This window comes from Streptomyces telluris (assembly GCF_024519335.1).
Classification (GTDB): domain Bacteria; phylum Actinomycetota; class Actinomycetes; order Streptomycetales; family Streptomycetaceae; genus Streptomyces; species Streptomyces telluris.
In genome coordinates, this window is the sequence record NZ_JANIID010000007.1 from 204,793 (window position 1) to 226,920 (window position 22,128).

The window sequence follows — 22,128 nt, forward strand, 5'->3', positions numbered from 1 at the left end:
TTCCGCATGCAGCGTCGCGTCCGCCGGGGGGCGGTCCGGCGCCTTCGCGCCCCCTTCCACCGCCTTCCGTGGGTGCTTCCGGCTCAGCAGCTCACCCCCTCGCTCTTCCCGCTTCCGCGAAAGGCCTCCTTCGTCATGCGTCAACTTCCCGCGATATCCCGCCGTGTGGCGGCCGCCGCCGTCAGTGTGGTCCTGATCGGGGGCGCGGCAGCGTGCGGCCCGGAGGAGAGCGGCGGCGCCAAGGGCGGCGGCGCCGACGGCGCGCCCGAGAAGGGCGGCACGCTCACGGTGCTCAACAGGGCGCCGCAGAAGCAGTTCGACCCGGCCCGCCTGTACACCTCCGGCGGCGGCAACGTCCCCTCGCTCGTCTACCGCACCCTCACCACCCGCAACCGTGAGAACGGCGCCGAGGGCACCAAGGTCGTCCCCGACCTCGCCACGGACACCGGCACCCCCAGCGACGACGCCAGGACCTGGACGTACAAGCTGAAGGACGGCCTGAAGTTCGAGGACGGCTCGCCCATCACCTCCGCCGACATCAAGTACGGCGTCGAGCGCTCCTTCGCCGCCGAACTCTCCGGCGGCGCCCCGTACTTGCGCGACTGGCTCATCGGCGGCGACACCTACCAGGGTCCCTACAAGGAGAAGAAGGGCCTCGACTCCATCGAGACGCCCGACGCGAAGACCATCGTCTTCAAGCTGAAGAAGTCCGAGGGCGACTTCCCCTACTTCGCCACCTCCACCCAGTTCGCCCCCGTGCCCAAGGCCAAGGACACCGGCGCCAAGTACGCCGAGCACCCGGTCTCCTCGGGCCCGTACAAGGTCGTCAAGAACGCGGGCGACGGCGAGCAGATGACGCTGGAGCGCAACACGCACTGGTCGGAGGAGACCGACAAGGAGCGGCACGCCTACCCCGACCGGATCGAGGTCAAGTCCGGTCTGTCCCCGGCCGTCATCAACCAGCGGCTGTCGACCGGCTCGGGTGCCGACGCCGCCGCGGTGACCACCGACACCAACCTCGGCCCGGCCGAGCTCGCCCAGGTCACCGGCGACAAGAAGCTCGCCGGCCGGGTCGGCACCGGCCACTTCGGCTACACCAACTACCTGGCGTTCAACCCGGCGGCCAAGCCCTTCGACGACCCGAAGGTCCGCCAGGCCGTCGCCTACGCGATCAACCGCACCAGCGTCGTCAACGCCGCCGGCGGCTCCTCGCTCGCCGAGCCCGCGACGACGTTCCTGCCCAACCAGAAGTCCTTCGGGTACACCCCCCACGACCACTTCCCGGCGGGCGACAAGGGCAACGCGGCCAAGGCCAAGGAGCTGCTGAAGGAGGCCGGTCACGAGAACGGCCTGGAGATCACGCTCACCCACTCCACCGCCCAGAACTCCGAGACCAGCCCCGAGATCGCGACCGCGGTCCAGGCGGCCCTGAAGGAGGCCGGCATCACGGTCAAGCTGGAGGGCCTGGAGGACAACGACTACGAGGAGAAGGTCCACAGCGTCGACAAGCAGCCGGCGCTCTTCCTCGCCCACTGGGGTGCCGACTGGCCCTCCGGCGGCCCCTTCCTCGCCCCGATCTTCGACGGCCGCCAGATCGTCAAGGACGGCTACAACTTCAACGCCTCCCGCCTCGACGACTCCAAGGTCAACGAGGAGATCGACGAGATCAACAAGATCACGGACCACGACGCCGCCGCCCGGCGCTGGGGCGCCCTCGACAAGAAGATCGGTGAGCAGGCCCTGACCGTGCCGCTCTTCCACCCGGTCTACAAGCGCCTCTACGGCAAGGACGTCAAGAACGTCGTCATCAGCGACTGGACCGGTGTCCTCGACGTCTCGCAGGTCGCGGTCAAGTGACCACCGATCCGCTCATCACGAGGGAACCGAAGGAACCGGAGGCGGGAGCCGCTCCCGCCTCCGGCGCCCGGCAGGTCCTGCGGCGGCTGGCGGCGCGCAAGTCCGCGCTGGCGGCCGCCGCCGTGCTGGGCCTGCTCGTCCTCCTCGCCGTCGCCGCGCCCCTGCTGGCCGCGCTGGAGGGCCAGGACCCGAACACGTACCACGACACCCTGGTCGACTCCGCGCGCGGCGGCGTGCCGTTCGGCGACTTCGGTGGCATCAGCGCCGAGCACTGGCTGGGCGTCGAACCGGGCACCGGCCGCGACCTGTTCGTGCGCCTCGTCTACGGCGCCCGCGTCTCGCTGCTCGTCGCCCTCGGCGCCACCCTCGTCCAGGTGCTGATCGGCGTCGGCGTGGGCATGGCCGCGGCCCTGGGCAACCGTTTCGTCGACAGCGCGCTCAGCCACCTCACCGACGTCATGGTCGCCATGCCGATGCTGGTCTTCGCCATCGCCCTGATGGCCGTCGTCCCCGCGGACTTCCCGCGCCCCGTGCTGCTCGTCATCGCCATCGGGCTGCTGGCGTGGGGCGGGATGGCCCGCCTCGTGCGCGCCCAGACCCTGGGCCTGATGAAGCTCGACTTCGTCTCGGCCGCCCGGCTGACCGGAGGCTCCACCTGGCGGGTCGCCCGGCGCGAGCTGCTGCCCTCGCTCGCCGCCCCCGTGATCACCTACGCGGCCGTCCTGCTGCCCACCAACATCGTGCTGGAAGCGAGCATGTCCTTCCTCGGAGTCGGCGTGAAGCCGCCTACCCCCTCCTGGGGCCACATGCTGTCCTCGGCCACCACCTGGTTCCGGGCCGACCCCATGTACGTGCTGCTGCCGGCGCTCATGCTCTTCGTCACCACGCTCGCCTTCACCGTCCTCGGCGACGGGGTGCGCACGGCGCTCGACCCGCGCGAGGCCTCACGGCTCCGCGTCGGCCGGAGCCGGCGCAAGGCGCGCACGAGCAGCGCGGGAGGTGCGGCGTGACCGGATACGTCCTGCGGCGCGCCGCCGGCGCGCTCGTCGTCCTCCTCGTGCTCTCCGCCGTCGTCTACGCGACCTTCTACATCGCACCCGGCGACCCCGCCCGCCTGGCCTGCGGCCCGCGCTGCAACCCCGAGCAGATCGCCCAGGTCCGCGAGCAGCTCTCCCTCGGCGACCCGGTGTACGTCCAGTACTGGCACTTCCTGCAGGGCATCGTCGCCGGGCACGACTACTCCACCGGCACCGCGGTGCTGCACTGCGACGCCCCCTGCTTCGGTTTGTCGTACCAGAACAACCAGCAGGTCACCGACATGCTGATCGAGCGGCTGCCCGCCACCGCCTCGCTGGCGGTCGGCGCCATGGCCGTCTGGCTGCTGCTGGGCACCGGCACCGGCCTGCTGTCCGCGCTGCGCCGCGGAGGGATCACCGAGCGGGCGCTGACCTGGCTCACCCTCGCCGGAACGGCCACGCCGGTCTTCATCAGCGGCCTCGGCCTGCTGATGCTCTTCTGCGCCTACCTGGCCTGGCTGCCCTTCCCGTCCTACGTGCCCCTCACCGACGACCCGGAGCAGTGGGCCTGGAACATGCTGCTGCCGTGGGCCGCGCTCGGCCTCCTGGAGTCGGCGAAGTACGCCCGGCTCACCCGCAGTTCCGTGCTGGAGACCCTGGCCGAGGACCACATCCGCACCTTCCGCGCCTACGGGGTCGCCGAGCGCTCCCTCGTCACGCGCCACGCCCTGCGCGGCGCCGTCGCGCCCGTCATCGCGCTGACGGCGGCCGACTTCGGGTCCATGTTCGGCAACGCGGTACTCACCGAGATGATGTTCGGCCTGCCCGGCATCGGGCAGCTGCTGGTGCACGCCACCAAGAGCCTCGACTTGCCCGTGGTCGTCGCCGTCGTGATGGTCACCGGCACCGCCGTCGTCATCGCCAACATCGTGGCGGACGTGCTCTACGCCGTCGCGGACCGAAGGGTGGCCCTGCGATGACGTCCGAAACCCGCACGACCGGCGCGCCGGCGCCCGGAGCCGCGGCCGCGGACGGCCCCCTGGTGACCGTCTCCGGGCTCTCCGTCACCTTCCCGGCGGGGCCCGGCGGCCGGGCCGGAGGCGGCCTCGTACGGGCCGTCGACGACCTGTCGTTCACCCTCCCGAAGGGCGGGTCCCTCGGCATCGTCGGCGAGTCCGGATCGGGCAAGTCCACGGCCGCCTACGCGCTGCTGGGGCTGCACCGGGACACCGGCGCCGAGGTCACCGGCGCGGTGACCGTCGCCGGCCACGACGTCCAGGCCGCCGGCGACGCCGCCCTGCGGCGGCTCCGCGGCGGCGTCGCCGCCATGGTCTTCCAGGACCCGCTCTCCTCCCTCGACCCCTACCAGTCCATCGGCGACCAGATCGCCGAGGTCTACCGCGTCCACCGCCGCGACGCCTCGCGCCGCGCGGCACGCGCGCGTGCCGCCGAGGTGCTGGACCGCGTGGGCATCCCGGACGCGGCCCGCCGCGCCCGCTCCCGCCCGCACGAGTTCAGCGGCGGCATGCGCCAGCGCGCCCTCATCGCCATGGCCCTGGCCTGCGAGCCGCGCCTGCTGGTCGCCGACGAGCCCACCACCGCCCTCGACGTCACCGTCCAGGCCCAGATCCTCGACCTCCTGCGCGACCTGCGCGCCGAGACCGGCATGGGCCTCGTCCTGGTCACCCACGACCTGGGCGTGGCGGCCGGCAGCGTCGACGAGCTGCTCGTGATGAAGGACGGCCGCGCCGTCGAGAGCGGCCCCGTCCGCACCCTGCTCGACGCACCGGGCGAGACGTACACCCGCGACCTCCTCGCGGCCGTACCGCGCGTGAACGTCCGCCGCCCGGGCGCGGGCGCGCGGGCCGCGGGCGCCGACGAGGCGCCGCTGCTCGAAGCCACCGGCCTCACCCGGCGGTTCGGCCGCGGCAAGGACGCCGTCACCGCCGTCGACGACGTCTCGCTGACCGTACGGCCCGGCGAGACCGTCGGCGTCGTGGGGGAGTCCGGCAGCGGCAAGACGACCCTCGGCCGCATGCTCGTCCGGCTCCTCGCCCCCACCGGCGGCGAACTGCGCTACCGGGGACGCGACATCGGCGGCCTGAAGGAGCGCGAACTGCGCGCCTTCCGCAGCGAGCTGCAGATGGTCTTCCAGGACCCCGTCTCCTCGCTCAACCCCCGGCGCAGCATCGGCGAGTCGATCGCCGACCCGCTGCGCGCCGCCGGCAAGCTCGACGAGGCCGCGATCGTCGCGCGCGTGCGGGAGCTGCTGGAGCGCGTGGGGCTCGACCCCGGCGCCTACCACCGCTATCCGCACGAGTTCAGCGGCGGCCAGCGGCAGCGCGTCGGCATCGCGCGGGCCCTCGCGCCCGAGCCGAAGCTGATCGTCTGCGACGAGCCCGTCTCCGCGCTCGACGTCACCACCCAGGCGCAGGTCGTGCGGCTGCTCGGCGAGTTGCAGCGCGACCTCGGCCTCGCGCTCGTCTTCATCGCCCACGACCTCGCGGTCGTCCGGCAGGTCAGCGACCGGCTCGTCGTGATGCGCGGGGGCCGGATCGTCGAGGAGGGCGCGGCCGACACCGTCTACGAGCAGCCCCGGCACGCCTACACCAAGGGCCTGCTCGCGGCGGTTCCGCGACTCGAAGGGGCCGAAGCCGCCGCATAGCGCGAGGCAACGTCTCATCTCCTGGAAAGTCACCTCTGTTCACCCCTTCCGGTGGCGCGACGGACAACCGTCCGTCGCGCCACGGGCGAGCCCGCATAGCGTGCTTCCGCTGCGGTCCGGCGGTCACGGGCCGCAAGAGGGCGACCACAAGGGACAGACGGGGGTGCGTGCGTGCGCGTGGGACTCCTTACGGAGGGTGGGTATCCGTATGCCTCGGGTGAGGGCGGCCAGTGGTGCGACCGCCTCGTGCGGGGGCTGCCCGGGCACGACTTCGAGATCTGCGCCCTGAGCCGGCGCGCCCGGCAGGACGCGGGCGGCTGGTGCGATCTGCCGGAGCACGTCCGGCGCGTGCGGACGGCTCCCCTGTGGGGGGATCCGGCCGGGGCCGTGGGGCGCGCGCACCGCTCGTACGGCCGCCGGGAACGCCGCCGCTTCGGCGCCTATTTCGCGGGGCTGGCCGAGTCGCTGACCGCCACCGTCGAGCCCGGACCCGACGACCGCAGAGACCAGGCGTACCGTTTCGCCGACGCCCTGCACGGCCTCGCCGACCTCGCCCGCGACGCCGGCGGCCTCGGCTCGGCCCTCCGCTCCGAACAGGCCCTGCGCATCCTGGAGACCGCCTGCCGCACCCCCGGGTCCCACCCCGCGGCCTACGGCATCCGCGTCGCCGACCTCCTCGCCGTCACCGCCCTCCTGGAGCGCGCACTGCGCCCCCTGTCCCTCGACTGGTACGGCACCGGCACCGATCGCGGGCTCACCGGCGTCGATCTGTGCCACGCCACCACCGCCGGCCCGGCCGCCCTCCCGGGACTGCTGGCCAAACGCTTCTTCGGCACCCCCTTCCTCGTCACCGAGTACGAGGTCCGCCTGCGCGCCTACTACCTCAACAGCGCCGCCAGCGCCGCCGGCCTCTCCCTGCCCGTCCGCACCCTGCTGTCCGCCTTCCACCGGCAGCTGACCGCCGAGATCTACGCCGGCGCCGACATCATCACCTCCGGCGACGCCCAGGTGCGCCGCTGGCAGGAGCGCTGCGGCGCCGACCCCGCCCGGCTGCGCACCGTGCACCCCGGCCTCGACCCCGCTCCCTACGAGGGCGTGGGGGAGCGGGCCGAGTCCGGCGGCGACGGCACGGACGACGGCCGGACCGTCCTGTGGGCCGGCGGCAACGCCGACCCCTTCCTGTGGGAGGCCCTCGCGGCCCTGCGCCGGACCGAGCCCGAGGCGCAGCTGCGGATCGCCGCGCCCCCGCTGCCCGGCGTCCAGCCCGCCTTCGGCGTCTCCTACGCCCCCGAGGCGACCCCCGACACCTACGCCTCCGGCACCGTCGTCGTCCTCGCCGGCGGCGCGGAGGCCTTCCCGCTGCCGCTCGTCGAGGCCATGCTCTGCGGCCGCGCCACCGTCGCACCGGACTGCGCCACCGTCCGCGAAGTCATCGGCGGCACGGGCCTCGTCGTCCCGCCGCGCGACCCCGGCGCCCTCGCCGAGGGCTGCCTGGAGCTGCTGCACGACCCCGGCCGAAGAGCCAGGCTCGGCGCCGCCGCCCGCGCCCGCGCCCTCGAACTCTTCACCACCGAAAGGCATGTGACGGACTTCCACGGCATCTACCTCGAGCTCATGTCCCGCGCCCCCGCCCGCGAGGACGCCGCCGACCCCTCCGTCCCCTTCTCCCGCGCCGCCGAAGCACGCGCACCGATCGACCTCACGCCGCGCCAGTCCTCACCGACCTGGGCGGGGCGCCCATGACCACGCCCCTGAGGGACGGCAGCGCACCGGCCGCCGCCGGCATAGCCGCCCCCCGCACCGACCCGGTGAAGGCCCTCCTGCACCGCCACCACGGACTGTGCGCCCGCGCCGTGGACCCCCTGGAGATCGCCGCCGTCCTGGAGGACGGGGGCCTCACGGACCGCGCCGCGGCCGAGTGCCGGCACCGCGACGTCTTCTCCCTCTCCGACGAGCTCTACGCCCGTGCCGAACGCGAGGAGCACGCCCGGCCCGCGCCCGGCGCCCCCCGCGGCACGAGGGCGCTCGGGCGCACGGTGCGCGCCCCCTGGCGCTTCGCCGGACTGCTCGCCGGCGCCTGGCTCGTCGCGTACGCCCTCCTCGGCGGCCCCGCCCTCGCCGTGCTGCTCTCCGGCCACGCCCCCGGCCTTGCGCCCGGCGGTGTCTCCGGCGGCGCGCCCGGCCAGGCGAGCGGCCCGGCCCTGGCGGGCGTCCTGCGCGCCGCCGTCCCCCTCGCCGTCGCCCTCGCGTGCGGACTCGCCCCCGCCCTGTGGTGCGCACGGTGGTTCACCGGGCGCGTGCGGCACGCCCTCGTGGCCAGCCGCTCCCGCGCCGAGTTCCGCGCCCGCGCCTGGCCCGTACTCCTCACGTCCGTAGGGCTGTTCACGGCCGCCCTGGCCACGCTCCTGTGGTCCGCGCGGGCGGCCCTGGACGCTCCCGCCGTCCCGCCCGGCGAGCTCGCCGCCGTCACCGCGCTCGGCGGCCTGCTCTTCCTGGCCCGGCTGCTCGCCGCCCGCGGCTTCGGGCGGAGCGCCGTCGCCGCCGTGCTGGCCGCCTGCGCCGTGGAGGCGGCCGCCCTCGGCGCGGCGGCGCTGGGCGCGGGAGCGCCGGGGGCGGGGCCGTTCGCCGCGCCGCCGGCCGCCGCGCCCGCCGTCGCCTGGGCCGCCGGCACCTACGGGCCCGCCGCCATACCCCTCGTGGCCTGCGCGGTCCCCGCGCTCGCCCTCCTCGTCCACGCCCTGACCGTGTTCTCCCGGGCCTCCGCCCACCGCTGCGGGGCGTTCGCCCCCGTCCCCGCCGACCCGGGAGAAGCCCCCGTCCGGGCCCGGTGACCGCATCCGTCCCACCGCACACCCCCCGTCAGAGGAGCAAGCAAGATGACCGTTCACCCCATCCGCACCGCCGGGCGAGAGCGAGGGCGCGACCGATGAGGGTTCTGTTGCTCGGTGCCAACGGCTACCTCGGCCGCTACGTGGCCGACCGGCTGCTCGCCGACCCCGCCGTCCAGCTCACCGCCCTCGGCCGCGGCGACGACGCGGACGTCCGCTTCGACCTCGCCACCGGCAGCCCCGGCGCGCTCACCCGCTTCCTCAACGCCGTCCACCCCGGCGTCGTGATCAACTGCGCGGGCGCCACCCGCGGCGGCGCCCGCGACCTCACCCGCCACAACACCGTCGCCGTCGCCACCGTCTGCGAATCGCTGCGCCGCAGCGGCTGCGGGGCCCGCCTCGTCCAGCTCGGCTGCTCCTCCGAGTACGGGCCCTCCCAGCCCGGCTCGTCCACCGCCGAGGACGCCGTCCCCCGCCCCGGCGGCCCGTACGGGGTGAGCAAGCTCGCCGCCACCGAGCTCGTCCTCGGCTCCGGCCTCGACGCCATCGTCCTGCGCGTCTTCTCGCCCGTCGGCCCCGGCACCCCCGCAGGCTCCCCGCTCGGCAGGCTCGCCGACGCCCTGCGCCGCGCCATGCAGAACGGCGACAGCGAGCTCAAGCTCAGCGGCCTGGGCGTCCAGCGCGACTTCGTCGACGTCCGCGACGTCGCCCGCGCCGTGCACGCCGCCTCCCTCTCCGCCGCCCAGGGCGCCGTCAACATCGGCACCGGCCGCGCGGTCAGGCTGCGCGAGGCCGCGGCGACGCTCGCCCGCGTCGCCGGTTACGGCGGCTCCCTCCACGAGCTGGACGACCCCCACCTGGGCACCCCGCCCGCCTACCCCTACCCCGACGGCTGCGGCAGCTGGCAGCAGGCCGACGTCCGCACCGCCCGCGACCGGCTCGGCTGGCGCCCCCGCATCGGCCTGGAGGAGTCCCTGGCCGACATCTGGATGGAGGCCGCGTGTCGCATCTGAGCCCGCCCGGGCAGCGCCGGTCCCGCGCCGTCCGCGAGGCCCCGCTGCGCTTCGGGGTCCCGGGCTTCGCGCACCCGCTGCTCGCCCCCGCCGAATGGGGCGAACTCCTGCGCGCCGACGTCCCCGTGGAGTGGGTCGTGCTCGGCAGCGGCGCCATGGCCGCCCCGGGCGGGACGGCCTCCGGAGGCCCAGGCGACCGCCCGGACCCGTATCGCGTCGCCGCCGCCGCCCGGCTGCGCGAGGCGGGCATCCGGGTCCTCGGCCACCTGGACCTGCGGTTCGGCGAGCGCCCCCTCGGCGAGGTGCTCTCCGAGGCCCAGCGCTATCTGAACTGGTACAAGGTCGACGGGTTCGCCCTCGACGCCACCCCCGCGGACCCCGCCGCCCTGCCCGGCACCCGGCGCACCGTCGCCTCCCTGCGGACGATCCTCGACCGGGCGTACGTCGTGCTCGTCCACGGCACCTATCCCTCACCGGGCTACGCGGACCTCGCCGACCAGCTCGTCACGTTCTACGGGCCCTGGCCGGCCTACCGCTGGTCGCAGGTCGCCGAGTGGACCGCCGACTTCCCGGCGGCCCGCTTCTGCCACCTCGTGCACGGCGTCCCCCGCGCCCACCTGGACGAGGCGCTGCGCCTCGCCCGCTGGCAGGGCGCCGGCACGATTTACTTCACCGATCGGACGGACCGGGACGAAGCGGACCCCTGGGAGGTGATGCCCGGCTACTGGGACGAGATCGTCTCGCGCATCGGACCGGGTGTCTCGGAATGAGACGGGGCGTGGCAGGGTTACAGGGGAAGAACCGAACGCCGCCTGTATGTTCCCCGCGCGAGCGGGGACGCCTCCCCTGGAGACCCCGTGTCGCTGCCACCCCTGGTCGAGCCGGCTGCCGAGCTCACCGTTGACGAGGTTCGTCGGTACTCCCGCCACCTGATCATCCCGGACGTCGGTATGGACGGGCAGAAGCGCCTGAAGAACGCGAAGGTGCTGTGTGTGGGGGCCGGCGGCCTCGGTTCCCCCGCGCTGATGTACCTGGCCGCCGCCGGCGTGGGCACGCTCGGCATCGTGGAGTTCGACGAGGTCGACGAGTCGAACCTGCAGCGCCAGATCATCCACAGCCAGGCGGACATCGGCCGTTCGAAGGCCGAGTCCGCGCGGGATTCGGTGCTGGGCATCAATCCGTACGTGAACGTCGTCCTGCACGAGGGCCGGCTCGAGGCCGACAACGTGATGGAGATCTTCTCCCAGTACGACCTGATCGTCGACGGCACGGACAACTTCGCCACGCGCTACCTCGTCAACGACGCCTGCGTGCTGCTGGGCAAGCCGTACGTGTGGGGCTCCATCTACCGCTTCGACGGCCAGGCGTCCGTCTTCTGGAGCGAGCACGGCCCCTGCTACCGCTGCCTGTACCCCGAGCCCCCGCCGCCGGGCATGGTGCCCTCCTGCGCCGAGGGCGGCGTGCTGGGCGTGCTGTGCGCCTCGATCGGCTCCATCCAGGTCAACGAGGCGATCAAGCTCCTCGCGGGCATCGGCGAGCCGCTGGTCGGCCGTCTGATGATCTACGACGCCCTGGAGATGACCTACCGCCAGGTCAAGGTCCGCAAGGACCCCGAGTGCGCGGTCTGCGGCGAGAACCCGACCGTCACGGAGCTCATCGACTACGAGGCGTTCTGCGGCGTCGTCTCGGAGGAGGCCCAGGAGGCCGCGGCCGGCTCCACGATCACTCCCAAGCAGCTCAAGGAGTGGCTCGACGACGGCGAGGACATCGACGTCATCGACGTCCGCGAGCCGAACGAGTACGAGATCGTCTCGATCCCCGGCGCCCGGCTGATCCCGAAGAACGAGTTCCTGATGGGCACGGCCCTGCAGGACCTGCCGCAGGACAAGCGGATCGTCCTGCACTGCAAGACGGGCGTCCGATCCGCGGAAGTCCTCGCGGTGCTGAAGGCTGCGGGCTTCTCCGACGCGGTGCACGTGGGCGGCGGTGTGATCGGCTGGGTCCACCAGATCGAGCCGGACAAGCCGGTCTACTAGACCTTCAGGTCTGTTCGCTTCTGTGTGAGTAAGGGGCTCCCCGCCATGGTGGGGAGCCCCTTACGCATCTGTGCGTTCCTTGCTCGGTCGTGCGCCGCCCGCTCACGAGCAGGTCGTGCCCCGGGCCGGGGCCTTCCCCTCCAGCAAGTAGTCGTTGACGGTGCGCACCATGCACGCGTTGCCGCTGTTGTACGCCCCGTGCCCCTCGCCCTTGTACGTGACCTCCACGGCGACGTCCTTGCCCAGGCCCTCCGCCATGCGGTGCGCGCCCGCGTACGGCGTCGCGGGGTCGCCGGTGTTGCCGATGACGACGATCGGGGCGGAGCCCTGCGCGCTCACGTCGATCGTCTGCCACTTGCCCTCGACGGGCCAGCCCGTGCAGCCGAGGAGCGACCAGGCGGAGGACTCCCCGAAGACCGGGGACGCGGCCCGGAATTCCGCCAGGCGGCTCTTCACGTCGTCGGCGGTGTAGCGCTGCCGGGCGTCGGCGCAGGAGATCGCCCGGTTGGCCGGCCCGAGGTTGCTGTAGCGGCCGTCGGTGCCGCGGCCGGTGAGGAGGTCGTAGAGCAGCAGCAGGGTGTCGCCGCTGCCCTTGTTCATGGCCTCCTGCAGGCCCTGCGTCAGGAACTTCCAGGTGTCCTTGGAGTACAGCGCGGACGCGATGCCGTTGACGGCCTCGTCCTGGGTCAGCTTGCGGCCCTGGCGCGTCGGCAGGGGCTGCGCGTCGAGCTTCTTGAGCAGGGAGACGATCCGCTCCTGCGTGGGGCAGCGGGCCGCCTGGGCCGAGGAGGCGCAGTCCTTGAGGTAGTTGTCCAGGGCGAGCTGGAAGCCCTTGGCCTGGCCGAGGTTGCCCTGCACGGGGTCCTGCGAGGGGTCGACCACCGCGTCGAGCACGGCGCGCCCCACGTTTCCGGGGAAGGCGTGGGCGTAGACGCCGCCGAGCTCGGTGCCGTAGGAGATGCCGAAGTAGTTGAGCTTGTCGTCGCCCAGGGCGGCCCGCAGGCGGTCCATGTCGCGGGCGGCGCTCAGCGTGCCGACGTGGGGCAGGAGCTTGCCGGAGTTCTTCGCGCAGGCGTCCACGTACGCCTTGTTCGCCGCGAGGGCGGTCCGCTCCTCGGCCGCGTCGTCCGGCGTGCCGTCGATCTGGCTCGCGGCATCGGTCTCCTTGTCGCTCAGGCAGCGCACGCCCGCGCTCTCGCCCACGCCCCGCGGGTCGAAGCTGACGAGGTCGTAGCGCTCACGCAGCTTCTCGTAGCTGGTGGCCAGGCCCGGCAGGGTGGCCACGCCGGAGCCGCCGGGGCCGCCGAAGTTGAAGACGAGCGAGCCCAGGCGCTTGTCCTTGTCCCGGGCCTTCGTACGGATCAGGGCGAGCTCGATCTTCTCGCCGTCGGGCTTGGCGTAGTCCAGCGGGACGGGGAGCTTCGCGCACTCCCACGCCTTGCCGGGGGCCTTGCCGTCACTGCCCTGCGCGGCGGTCGGCGCGGAGCACGCCGTCCAGCGCAGCCGGACGTCGGAGGCGCGGCCTTCTCCGGCGGCGTTCTTGGGGTCCCCGGAGGCCGGGGAGCCGTCGCCGCCGCAGCCGGTGGCGGCGAGGGCCGTCACGAGCGCGATGCCGGCGCCGAGGAGGGCGGTGGTGGCCCGAGGGGTGGTGGCCCGAGGCCGTAGGGAACTCATTCCACCGACTGTACGGAGGTGAAGGCGCCGGAGCAGCCGCCGCGTGGAGGCGTCACCCGGCGCGCAGGGGCGCACAGCCCATTTGCGCGGCGACGGCGTCCACGTAGCGGGGGAAGGCCTCGCGCGGGTCGTCCAGCCCGGTGCGGGTGCGGCCGGGGCCGCTGCGCATGGTGAAGACGGTGGGCCTGCCGCCGCAGTCGGCCCGGACCAGGGCTCCGGCCGCGTCGATGCTGCCGTGCGCCCGCCAGCCGGGGGCCGGCGGGCGGTCGCCGGTGAGGCCGTCGAAGAGGGCGACCAGGCGGGGCCTGCCGGTGCTCAGGAAGCGGGCGGCCCAGCCCTGGGCGCCCGCTATGGCGCAGCTGTGGAAGTCGCTGCTCGCGGAGGAGCCGGGGGTGGGGCCGGTGGGGCCGGCGGCCGGGGCCGGGCTCGTCTTCCTGCTCGCGGCGGGGGCGGGGCTGCCCGTGGCGGGGACCGGGCTCGGGACCAGGCCCGGGATGCCGCAGCGGTCTCGTCCGGCGTCCGAGGGCGTGGGAGCCGACGGGTCGCGGTGCAGGCGGATCGGGGGAAGCGTGGTGCAGCTGGTCGCCTTCGTGGCCTTGTTGGCCGCCCTGACCAGCAACTCCCCCATGGTGGCGGGGGAGAGGGCCGTGATGCTCTTCAGCGTCACCACCGACGGCCGGCCGTCCACGTCGCAGCTCTCCGGGAGCACCAGGGCGCCCGCGCCGGAGGCGGCGGTGAAGCCCGGTAAGCCGTCGGGAAGGGGGGTGTCGCCGTCCCCGAATAACTCGCCCAGCCACGAGCGGCGTTCGCCCTCCTGGCGCGGCCCCGTGCCCAGACGGAGGTCCACCTGCTGCTCGTACGCGCCGAGGCCCCGGCCGCCGCGCCAGCGGAGCGAGCAGTGTCCGGTGGGGCGCCCGGGCGCGGGTGCGCTCTCGTCGGCGGTTCGGTCGTGGTCGCCGCGGTGGAACGGGGCCTCGTCCTCGGGCCAGGCGCCCCAGCAGTACGAGCGCCCGCCGAGCGGCGTGGACTGCGTCTGCCAGAGCGCGACGAGGGCGGCCACCAGCGCGGCGATGGCCAGGGCGCCGGTGAGGGCCCGGGCCCTGCGGTCGGCCTGGTCGCCGGTGGTGTGCGGCGTGCTGAACGGCGTCTTGTGCGGCACTGTCGTCCCCCCGAACTTCCTTCGTCGTCCGCGGAACTGCTGTGCGGGCGATCGTAGTGCGAGCCACTGACATTCGACCCCGAATCCGGATCGATCACGCCTTGGGCCCGCGCCACCGGTGATATGTGCTATGTGTGCTATGAGCAGATCTTGTCTGTTTCCGGCACCGTACCGTTCAGCAGGTAGGCGTCGACCGCCCCCTTGACACAGGCGTTGCCGCTGTCGTAGGCGCCGTGGCCCTCGCCGCGGAACGTCAGCACGGCCGCCACGCCCGGCCCCAGCTCCTGTGCCATCCGCTTCGCTCCCTCGTAAGGGGTCGCGGGGTCACCGGTGTTGCCGACGACGAGGATCGGTGCGGAGCCCTTCGCGCTCACGTCGGGCGTCCGCCACGCGCCCTTCACCGGCCATCCCGTGCACTGGGTCAGGCTCCAGGCCATGAAGTCGCCGAAGACGGGGGACGCCTTGCGGAACGCGGGCACGCGCGGCTCGATCTCGGCCGCGGTGTAGCGCTGGGCGAAGTCCGCGCAGGTGATGGCGTTGAGGGACGACTGCAGCGTGCTGTAACGGCCGTCCTGGCCACGGCCGTTCATGGCGTCGCCGAGGGAGAGGAGCAGCCGTCCGTCGCCGTTCTCGGCGTCCTCGATGCCCTCGGTCAGGTAGTCCCAGAAGTCCTTCGAGTACAGGGACTGGGCGATGCCGCTCGTGGCCAGGGAGCGGGTCAGGTCGCGCCCGCCCCCGCCCGGGATCGGCTCCTTGCCCAGGCGCCGGAGGAGGGCGCTGATCTGGTCCTCCGTCGGGCAGTTGTCCGACGTCCTCGTGCAGGCCTCCATGTAGTTGGTCAGCGCGAGCTGGAAGCCCTGCGTCTGGCCGAGGGCGCTCTGCACCGGGTCCGCGCCGGGGTCCACCACGCCGTCGAAGAGCGCGCGGCCCACTTTGTCCGGGAACAAGTGGGCGTAAACGCCGCCCAGTTCCGTCCCGTACGACACCCCGAAGTAGTGCAGCCGGGCGTCGCCCAGGACCTGGCGCATCAGGTCCATGTCGCGGGCGGAGTTCTCCGTGCCCACGTGCGGGAGGACCTTGCCGGACCTGCGCTCGCAGCCGGCGGCGTAGGCCGTCACCCGGTCCACCAGGGCCTTCTGCTCCGGCGGGGTGGCCGGTGTGGCGTCCGCGGCGTAGTACGCGTCGAGTTGCCCGTCGTCCAGGCAGGTGACGCCGCTGCTGCGGCCCACGCCCCGCGGGTCGAAGCTGACCAGGTCGTAGCGGGTGCGCAGGTTCTCGTAGTCGGCGGCGAAGGCCGGGAGCGTGGTGATGCCGGAGCCGCCGGGGCCGCCGAAGTTGAAGATCAGCGAACCGATGCGGCGGGCCTGATCCGTGGCCTTGGCCCTGATCAGGGCGATGTCGATGGTGTTGCTGCGGCTTCGGGGCTTGGCGTAGTCGAGAGGCGCGTGGAGGGTCGCGCACTCCCAGTCCGGGCCCGGGGCCCCGCCCGAGGAACCGCTCTGCGCCGTGGTGGGCGGCGGGCAGGGCTTCCAGTCCGGTTTCTGGCGGGCGGCCTCCAGGGCGGCCGTCCCTCCGGCCGCCCCCGCGCGGGTGGTCTCGTTCGCGTGGGCGGCCCCGCTCGGGTCGCTCGCGCCGCTTCCGGTGCCGCCTCCGCTGCTTCCGGTGCAGCCCGCCGCCGTGACCGCCAGGAGTGCGGCGGTGAGTATGCCCCTTGCCCGTGCGGATCTGGTCACCTGCTCATCGTCCGGGCGGGGAGGTGCGGGGGCGCGCGGGGCGGGGCGTACGGGTTACGTGGGAGGGGGTGGGCTGGGGATGAGGGCGGGGTGGAGGTGGGGCTTGGCTGGGGCCGGGCTGGGGCTGGGCGGATTGTGTGGGTGCGTGTGGGTGTGGGGGTGTGCAGGGGTGTGTGGTGGCGTGTGCTGCAAACCCTCTACAGGGGGACGAATGTGATCTCTGTGGCCTTGACGCTCACCCACACCGGTGTGCCTTCCGCGAGGTTCAGCTCGGCCGCGGCGGCCGGGGTGATCTCCGCTACGACGTCCGGCTCGCCCGTGACCAGGACGCGCAGGCGGCCGCCGTGGGCGGTGATCTCGCGGACCGTGCCCTGCCAGGTGTTGCGAGGGCTGCCGGGCGTGGGGCGGGTCGTGTGGAGCGAGACCGCCTCCGGAGGGACCACGGCCAGGCCCGTCGCCGGTTCGTGGCTGTCGGCCGCGGTGAGACTTGCGCCGTCGTCCAGGAGGAGGGCTCCCTCGGCGGTCGACTTGCCCGGCCACGCGTTGCGGCCCAGCATGCGGGCCACCCAGGGCGAGCGGGGGTGGCGGGTCAGCTCCGTCGGCGTCGCGTACTGGACGGTCGCGCCGTCCTCCAGGACGAGGACGTGGTCGGCCAGGGACACCGCTTCGACGGGGTCGTGGGTGACGATGAGGCAGACGCCGGGGAAGTCCGCGAGGTGGGTGCGGAGGGTGTGGCGGACGGCGGAGCGGGCCGACTGGTCGAGGGCGGCGAGGGGCTCGTCGAGGAGGAGCAGGCGGGGGCGGGCGGCCAGGGCCCGGGCCAGGGCCACGCGTTGGGCCTGGCCGCCGCTGAGGCTCGCTGGCCTGCGGTGGGCGAGGGCGCCCACGTCCAGGCGGTTCAGCCAGTACCGGGCCCGGCGGTGGGCCTCGGCCTTCGGGACGCCCTGGGCGCGGAGGCCGTAGGCGGTGTTGGCGAGGGCCGTGAGGTGGGGGAAGAGGGACGTGTCCTGCGGGACCCAGGAGATGCGGCGCCGGTGCGGGGGCTCTTCGGCCATGTCCTTGTCGCCCAGGCGCAGGGGGGTGGCGTGTGCGCGGGGCGTCAGGCCCAGGAGGGCTCTGAGCAGGGTGGTTTTCCCTGCGCCGTTCGGGCCCACTACGGCGATGGTCGTGCCTGCGGGGGCGTTCAGGGTGGTGTTGGTGGCACCTACGACTGTGGTGCGCAGCGGGTGCGGCGTGGGGGCGGGGCCGGGGTGGTCCGGGGCCTCCGGGGCTGCATGATTTACGACCTCGCCCCGACGCGCCGGGCGCCCCGAAGCCCGCCGCAAATCACGCGTCACGCCCCTTGCCGGCCCCGGACCACCCCGGCCCCTCCCGTTCCTTTGCGTCTGCAGCCAGTGGCCCCTGAGAGCCAGAAGTACGGCTGTCGCGATCATTAGGAGGAGGAGTGAGACTGCGGTGGCCCCTTGGGGGTCGTCCTGGAGGAGCAGGTAGACCTGCAGGGGGAGCGTTTGTGTTTCGCCCGGGAGGTTGCCTGCGAAGGTGATCGTCGCGCCGAACTCCCCTAGGGCCCTCGCCCAGCTGAGCGCCGCCCCCGCGATCAGGCCGGGAGCCACCATCGGCAGCGTGATCGTGCGGAAGACGCGGAGCGGCGCCGCCCCCAGGGACGTCGCCGTTTCCTCGTAGCGGGGGTGGAGGCCCGCCAGCGCCCCCTCCAGGCTGATCACCAGGAACGGCATCGCCACGAAAGCCGATGCCACCACTGCCCCTGCCGTGGAGAAGGGGAGGGTGACGTCCATGGATTCCAGGGCCGGGCCCAGGACGCCGCGGCGGCCGTAGCCCTGCAGGAGGGCCACGCCGGCGACCGTGGGCGGCAGCACCATCGGCAGCATCACCAGGCAGCGCACCAGGGACTTGCCCCGGAACTCCACCCGCGCCAGCAGCCACGCCAGCGGCACGCCCAGGATCAGGGAGAGCAGGAGTGCCCAGGCCGATACCAGGAGGGAGAGCCCCAGGGCTTCGGTGACCGCTTCCGAGGTGAGGCGGGACGGGAGTGTTCTCCACGGGGTGCGGGCGAGGATGCCTGCCAGCGGCAGGAACAGGAACGCCACCGCCAGTGCCGCGGGCAGCCCGAGCGCCAGAGGCGTGCGGGCCCTGGTCACGGCTGCTGGAAGCCCGCCGCCCGCAGGAGCTTCTGGGCCTCCTCCGTGCCGAGCCACTTCACGAAGTCGCCGGCCTGCTGCGCGTGCTTGGAGCCCTTGAGCGTGGCCGCGGGGTACGACGCCACCGCGTTCTGCTCGTCGGGCACCGTGACGGTGGCGACCTTGTCCTTGGCCGCGTCGGTCACGTAGACGATCCCGGCATCGGCCTCGCCCAAGGTGACCTTGCTCAGGACGGCCCGCACGTTGGGCTCCTGGGAGACCGGCTTCACCGTGACGTGCTGCTGGTCCAGGACCTTCTTGCTGTAGCGGCCCACAGGCACCTCCGGCGCCGCCAGGACGACCTTGAGGTCACTGCGGGAGAGGCCCGACAGGGCCTTGATGTTCTTGGGGTTGTTCTTCGCCGTGGCGATCGTCAGGCGGTTCTTCGCGATCACCGTGGGGGTGGTCGTCTCGCTCTTCAGATCTTGCATCGTTTTCGTGTCCGCCGTCACCAGTGCGTCCGCCGGGGCGCCCTGGCGGACCTGTGCGGCCAACTCTTGCGAGCCCGCGAAGGAGAACTTGACCGTGGTGCCCGGGTGTTCCTTCTCGTAGGCCCGGCCCGCCTGCTTGAAGACGTCCGTCAGGGACGCTGCTGCCAGGACGGTGAGTTCCGTTCGCGGTTTCGCGTCCGCCTTGTCCTCGCTGCTGCAGGCGGCCAGGAGCGGGATGAGCATCGTGCCGGCCAGGAGCGGCAGCGCGCGGCGAGAGTGCATCGGTTCTCCGTGTCAGGTGCGGTCGACGTGCACGTTGGTGGCCTTCACCCGGGCCACCGCTTCCATCCCGACCGCCAGCCCCAGCTCCTCGACGGCCTCGCGCGTGAGCAGCGAGACGAGGCGGTGCGGACCGGCCTGGATCTCCACCTGCGCCGCGACGCCGCCGAGCTTGACGGCCGTGATGATGCCCGGGAAGGCGTTGCGGGCGCTGGTGTACGCGTCCTCGCCGTCCGCCGCCTCCGCCGCGAGCGACACCGAGAACGCGGCCAGGTCGGCCCCGTCGATGTGCCGCTTCCCCGCCTCGTCACGGCGCGTCGGTATCCGGCCGGCATCGGCCCACCGCCGCACGGTGTCGGCGCTGACGCCCAGCAGCTTGGCGGCACGGCCGATCGTGTAGGAACGCATATGCGGCACCGTAGGTGCTTGTCGCTTGCATGTGCAAGGGGCTGGGGCTGGTGTGCTGGCAGATGCGGGTTAGATCGCGCCCTTGCGGGTCAGGTGCGTGAAGCACAGCCATCCCGGCAGGACCGGCAGCCACAGCGTCATCAGGCGGAAGAGGAGCACCGCCGGCGTGCCCTGCTCCGCCGGCAGGCCCGCCACCGTCAGGGCCGCGGTCAGCGCGAGCTCCACCGCGCCGACGCCGCCGGGCGTCGGCGCCGCCGAACCCAGCGCGTTCGCCGTCAGGTAGACCACCGCGATGCTCGCGTAGCTCAGCTCGCCGCCGAACGCGCGGATCGCGGCGTCCAGGCACATGACGTTCGCGGCCGTCAGCAGCAGCATGCCGCCGATGCCCGAGAGGAGCTTCTGCGGGCGCTGCGTGACGTCCAGCATGCGCGGGACCACGCCCGCGAACAGCGACCGCACGCGCGTCGAGACGAACTTCCGCAGGACGGGGATCGCCGCCACGACGAGCACCAGGACCGCGGCCGTCAGCAGGCCGCCGATGACCGTGCGCGAGGGGCCGAGCGAGGAGCTGCGCTCGGTGCCGGTGACGTAGCCGAAGGACAGCAGCAGCATGATGTGGCAGGCGAGGCCGAACAGCTGGGACGCGCCGACGCTGGCCACCGCCAGGCCGGGGCGGACGCCCGAGCGCTGCAGGAAGCGGGTGTTGAGCGCCACGCCGCCGACCGCCGCGGGGGCGACCAGCTTGACGAACGAGCCGGCCACCTGGGCCAGCACCGTGCGGGCGAAGCCCACCTTCTCGGGCACGAAGCCCAGCAGGCTGAGGGCCGCGGCGACGTACGTCAGCGCCTGGAAGGCCACCGCGACCGCGACCCACGGCCACTCCGCCTTGTGGACGAGGTCGCCGAACTGCACGTGGGTGAGCTGCGACAGCAGGAAGTACGCGGCGAAGGCGCCGGCGACGAAGCTGATCAGGGTGCGCGGCTTGATGCGCTCCAGGCGTACGGGCTCTATCGGGGCCTGGGGGCGGATGAGGAGCACCTGGCGGCGGATCTGGGCCAGCAGGTCCTCTTCGCGGGCCTCTTCCAGCGCCTCGTCGATGGCCCGCTTCTCGGCCTGGCGCTCGGCCTTGAGCGCCTTGCGGCCGCTGACCTCCTCCTCGGCCGCCGCGGCCTTGGCCTCCTTGGCGGCGCTCGCGGCCTCCAGGACCTTCTCGCGCTCCCGCTGGGCCCGCTCGCGGGCGAGCTGGCGCAGGGTCGCCCGGCTGGTGCGGGTGAGGGCGATGGACTGCAGGAGCGGGAGGCTGTCGGCGACGGCGTCGGGGCCGAGGACGGCGACGCCGGTGGCCACGGCGCGCTCGGCGCCGACCCGCAGGCCGAGCGTGACGAGCAGCTGGGCGACGTCCATGCGCAGGACGATGTCGCCGGCCGCGATCTCGCCGCCGCGCAGGTCGGTCAGCACCACGTTGCCGGAACGATCCACCAGCAGGGCGTCGCCGTCGAGCCTGCGGTGCGCGATGCGGCGCGACTGCAGGGCCTGGACCTGGCGCCAGGCGCCCGCCATGAGCTCGTCGGTGATCTCGTCGGTGGGCACCTGCCCGAAGGGGCGGCCGCCGATGTGCTCGTAGACGAGCATGACGGCGTCCGGGCCCAGCTCGGAGGTGGCGATCAGCTTGGGCGCGTTGGCGCCGGCGGCGATGGCCGCGTAGGCGAGCAGGGCCTCCTGTTCCAGGGCCTGGCGCAGGGACTGCAGGCTGCGGCGCTGGGTGATGCCGCGCAGGGCGAGGCGCTGCCACACGCGGTAGAAGAAGCCCTGCGCCTGCTGTTCGCGGTCGACGACCGTGACGTCCAGGGGCGGGCCGTCCTCCAGGGTGACGATGTAGCGGCGGCCCCGCTCGTGCGGCTCGGTGTCGTCGGCGCCGTCCTCGGCGCGCAGCGCGGTGACCGGCTTGAAGCCGACGCGGCGCAGTCCGGTCAGCAAGTGGCGGCCGGTGGGGCGGACGTTGGGGGAGCCGACGGCGTAGAGGGTGCCGTAGGCGACCGTCCAGCCGATCAGGACCGTGGTGACGATCGAGAACGGTGTCGTGTAGCCGTTGACCAGGACCGCGAAGGCGTCCAGGAGGAGGACCGCCCACATCGCCACGCGCCAGCGGGGGCGCCGGGACATGCCGACGGCCGTCATGTAGGCGATCACGGGGGCCAGATAGCCGTGGACCGGGTCGGTGAGGCCGCCGGTGGGTGCGAGCTGGGTGAGGGCGGCGCGGATCGAGTCGGGGGCCGTGCGGGCCACCCACAGGTCGGTGGCCAGGGAGACGCCGTGCGCGAGCACGGCGGCCAGCACGCCGTCGGCGATGCGCAGCCCGTCCCGCTTGATCAGCCGCTCGACGGCGAAGGCCACGGGGACGATGAAGATGGCGATGTTGGCCGCGAGGCCCGCGAAGCTCGCCAGCAGCTGCGGGGCGCGCCCCGTGCTCTCGTTGATGTCCTGGGCGAGACCCGTGGTGGTGCCGTGCGCGAAGGCGGCGAGGGCGAGGACGAGCGCGATGCCCACGATGCCGAGGAAGAGCCGGACCAGGTCGGCCGGGCGGTGCACGCGGGCGGGCAGCAGCGGTTCGTCACCGGAGACCCGGTCGATCTGCACGCCCCCCTCGTCGCACTCGTACGCTCCCGGGCCGGACGAGGGCAGCGCTCGGGGAGCGTGGTCCCCCTCAGGAGGCTCCGCGCCCTGCATCCGGTCCTTCTCGTCTTCTTGGTCTCGTATCACCTGTCACCGCCCGGAAGATGGTGGCATGGCCCCGCCGGGCGAGGGGGCATCAGGGTGCAATTCGGGGGCGC

At 73.5% G+C, this 22,128-nt stretch carries 16 protein-coding genes; 9 read left to right on the forward strand and 7 right to left on the reverse strand.

The window, feature by feature from the left end:
* Positions 1-135: 135 nt before the first annotated feature.
* The 9 genes from NQU55_RS10995 to moeZ all read left to right on the forward strand — a co-directional run bounded on the left by NQU55_RS10995 (position 136) and on the right by moeZ (position 11,415).
* Positions 136-1,857: an ABC transporter substrate-binding protein gene (locus NQU55_RS10995; protein WP_168094456.1), complete on the forward strand. Its 1,722-nt coding sequence runs from the start codon at positions 136-138 to the stop codon at positions 1,855-1,857.
* Positions 1,854-2,867: an ABC transporter permease gene (locus tag NQU55_RS11000; protein WP_372504678.1), complete on the forward strand. Its 1,014-nt coding sequence runs from the start codon at positions 1,854-1,856 to the stop codon at positions 2,865-2,867. Before NQU55_RS10995 ends, NQU55_RS11000 begins: the two co-directional genes overlap by 4 nt.
* A complete protein-coding gene (locus NQU55_RS11005; RefSeq protein ID WP_168094455.1) occupies positions 2,864-3,853 on the forward strand; it encodes an ABC transporter permease in 990 nt (329 codons plus the stop codon). Before NQU55_RS11000 ends, NQU55_RS11005 begins: the two co-directional genes overlap by 4 nt.
* Complete coding sequence (locus NQU55_RS11010) at positions 3,850-5,538, forward strand: dipeptide ABC transporter ATP-binding protein (RefSeq protein WP_256790381.1); 1,689 nt, start codon at positions 3,850-3,852, stop codon at positions 5,536-5,538. The genes NQU55_RS11005 and NQU55_RS11010 overlap by 4 nt, the downstream gene beginning before the upstream one ends.
* A 177-nt stretch (positions 5,539-5,715) precedes the next feature.
* Positions 5,716-7,281 carry a DUF3492 domain-containing protein gene (locus NQU55_RS11015; RefSeq protein WP_308402211.1) on the forward strand — a complete coding sequence of 522 codons (1,566 nt, stop codon included), beginning with the start codon at positions 5,716-5,718 and terminating at the stop codon, positions 7,279-7,281.
* A complete protein-coding gene (locus NQU55_RS11020; protein ID WP_256790382.1) occupies positions 7,278-8,369 on the forward strand; it encodes a hypothetical protein in 1,092 nt (363 codons plus the stop codon). The genes NQU55_RS11015 and NQU55_RS11020 overlap by 4 nt, the downstream gene beginning before the upstream one ends.
* 95 nt (positions 8,370-8,464) lie before the next feature.
* On the forward strand, positions 8,465-9,379 hold the full coding sequence (locus NQU55_RS11025; protein ID WP_030366193.1) for an NAD-dependent epimerase/dehydratase family protein: 915 nt from the start codon (positions 8,465-8,467) through the stop codon (positions 9,377-9,379).
* Entirely contained in the window at positions 9,376-10,149 is a 774-nt protein-coding gene (locus tag NQU55_RS11030) for a spherulation-specific family 4 protein (RefSeq protein ID WP_256790410.1), read from the forward strand. The genes NQU55_RS11025 and NQU55_RS11030 overlap by 4 nt, the downstream gene beginning before the upstream one ends.
* Positions 10,150-10,236: 87 nt before the next feature.
* On the forward strand, positions 10,237-11,415 hold the full coding sequence (gene moeZ, locus NQU55_RS11035; protein ID WP_168092700.1) for an adenylyltransferase/sulfurtransferase MoeZ: 1,179 nt from the start codon (positions 10,237-10,239) through the stop codon (positions 11,413-11,415).
* A gap of 102 nt (positions 11,416-11,517) precedes the next feature.
* Here moeZ and NQU55_RS11040 read toward each other — a convergent pair whose 3' ends face one another.
* The 7 genes from NQU55_RS11040 to NQU55_RS11070 all read right to left on the reverse strand — a co-directional run bounded on the left by NQU55_RS11040 (position 11,518) and on the right by NQU55_RS11070 (position 22,024).
* Entirely contained in the window at positions 11,518-13,089 is a 1,572-nt protein-coding gene (locus NQU55_RS11040; protein ID WP_168092699.1) for an alpha/beta hydrolase, read from the reverse strand.
* A gap of 52 nt (positions 13,090-13,141) precedes the next feature.
* The gene (locus NQU55_RS11045; protein WP_168092698.1) at positions 13,142-14,248 is read right to left on the reverse strand and encodes a hypothetical protein; all 1,107 of its coding nucleotides are present in this window, start codon (positions 14,246-14,248) and stop codon (positions 13,142-13,144) included.
* A gap of 137 nt (positions 14,249-14,385) precedes the next feature.
* The gene (locus NQU55_RS11050; protein WP_168092697.1) at positions 14,386-15,981 is read right to left on the reverse strand and encodes an alpha/beta hydrolase; all 1,596 of its coding nucleotides are present in this window, start codon (positions 15,979-15,981) and stop codon (positions 14,386-14,388) included.
* 197 nt (positions 15,982-16,178) lie between these two features.
* Positions 16,179-18,140, reverse strand: a complete 1,962-nt coding sequence (locus NQU55_RS11055; protein WP_168092696.1) for an ABC transporter permease — start codon at positions 18,138-18,140, stop codon at positions 16,179-16,181.
* Complete coding sequence (gene modA, locus NQU55_RS11060; protein WP_168092695.1) at positions 18,137-18,892, reverse strand: molybdate ABC transporter substrate-binding protein; 756 nt, start codon at positions 18,890-18,892, stop codon at positions 18,137-18,139. Before modA ends, NQU55_RS11055 begins: the two co-directional genes overlap by 4 nt.
* Before the next feature lie 12 nt (positions 18,893-18,904).
* Complete coding sequence (locus NQU55_RS11065; protein WP_168092694.1) at positions 18,905-19,297, reverse strand: TOBE domain-containing protein; 393 nt, start codon at positions 19,295-19,297, stop codon at positions 18,905-18,907.
* A 69-nt stretch (positions 19,298-19,366) separates the two neighbouring features.
* Positions 19,367-22,024 carry a lysylphosphatidylglycerol synthase transmembrane domain-containing protein gene (locus NQU55_RS11070; RefSeq protein WP_168092693.1) on the reverse strand — a complete coding sequence of 886 codons (2,658 nt, stop codon included), beginning with the start codon at positions 22,022-22,024 and terminating at the stop codon, positions 19,367-19,369.
* Positions 22,025-22,128: the final 104 nt, after the last annotated feature.

What these genes read in the sequence shown, in the direction of transcription:
- NQU55_RS10995 (WP_168094456.1), top strand. Translation starts at nt 136, where the DNA reads ATGCGTCAACTTCCCGCGATATCCCGCCGTGTGGCGGCCGCCGCCGTC.
- NQU55_RS11010 (WP_256790381.1), top strand. Translation starts at nt 3,850, where the DNA reads ATGACGTCCGAAACCCGCACGACCGGCGCGCCGGCGCCCGGAGCCGCG.
- NQU55_RS11020 (WP_256790382.1), top strand. Translation starts at nt 7,278, where the DNA reads ATGACCACGCCCCTGAGGGACGGCAGCGCACCGGCCGCCGCCGGCATA.
- NQU55_RS11025 (WP_030366193.1), top strand. Translation starts at nt 8,465, where the DNA reads ATGAGGGTTCTGTTGCTCGGTGCCAACGGCTACCTCGGCCGCTACGTG.
- NQU55_RS11040 (WP_168092699.1), bottom strand. Translation starts at nt 13,089, where the DNA reads ATGAGTTCCCTACGGCCTCGGGCCACCACCCCTCGGGCCACCACCGCC.
- modA (WP_168092695.1), bottom strand. Translation starts at nt 18,892, where the DNA reads ATGCACTCTCGCCGCGCGCTGCCGCTCCTGGCCGGCACGATGCTCATC.
- NQU55_RS11065 (WP_168092694.1), bottom strand. Translation starts at nt 19,297, where the DNA reads ATGCGTTCCTACACGATCGGCCGTGCCGCCAAGCTGCTGGGCGTCAGC.
- NQU55_RS11070 (WP_168092693.1), bottom strand. Translation starts at nt 22,024, where the DNA reads ATGCAGGGCGCGGAGCCTCCTGAGGGGGACCACGCTCCCCGAGCGCTG.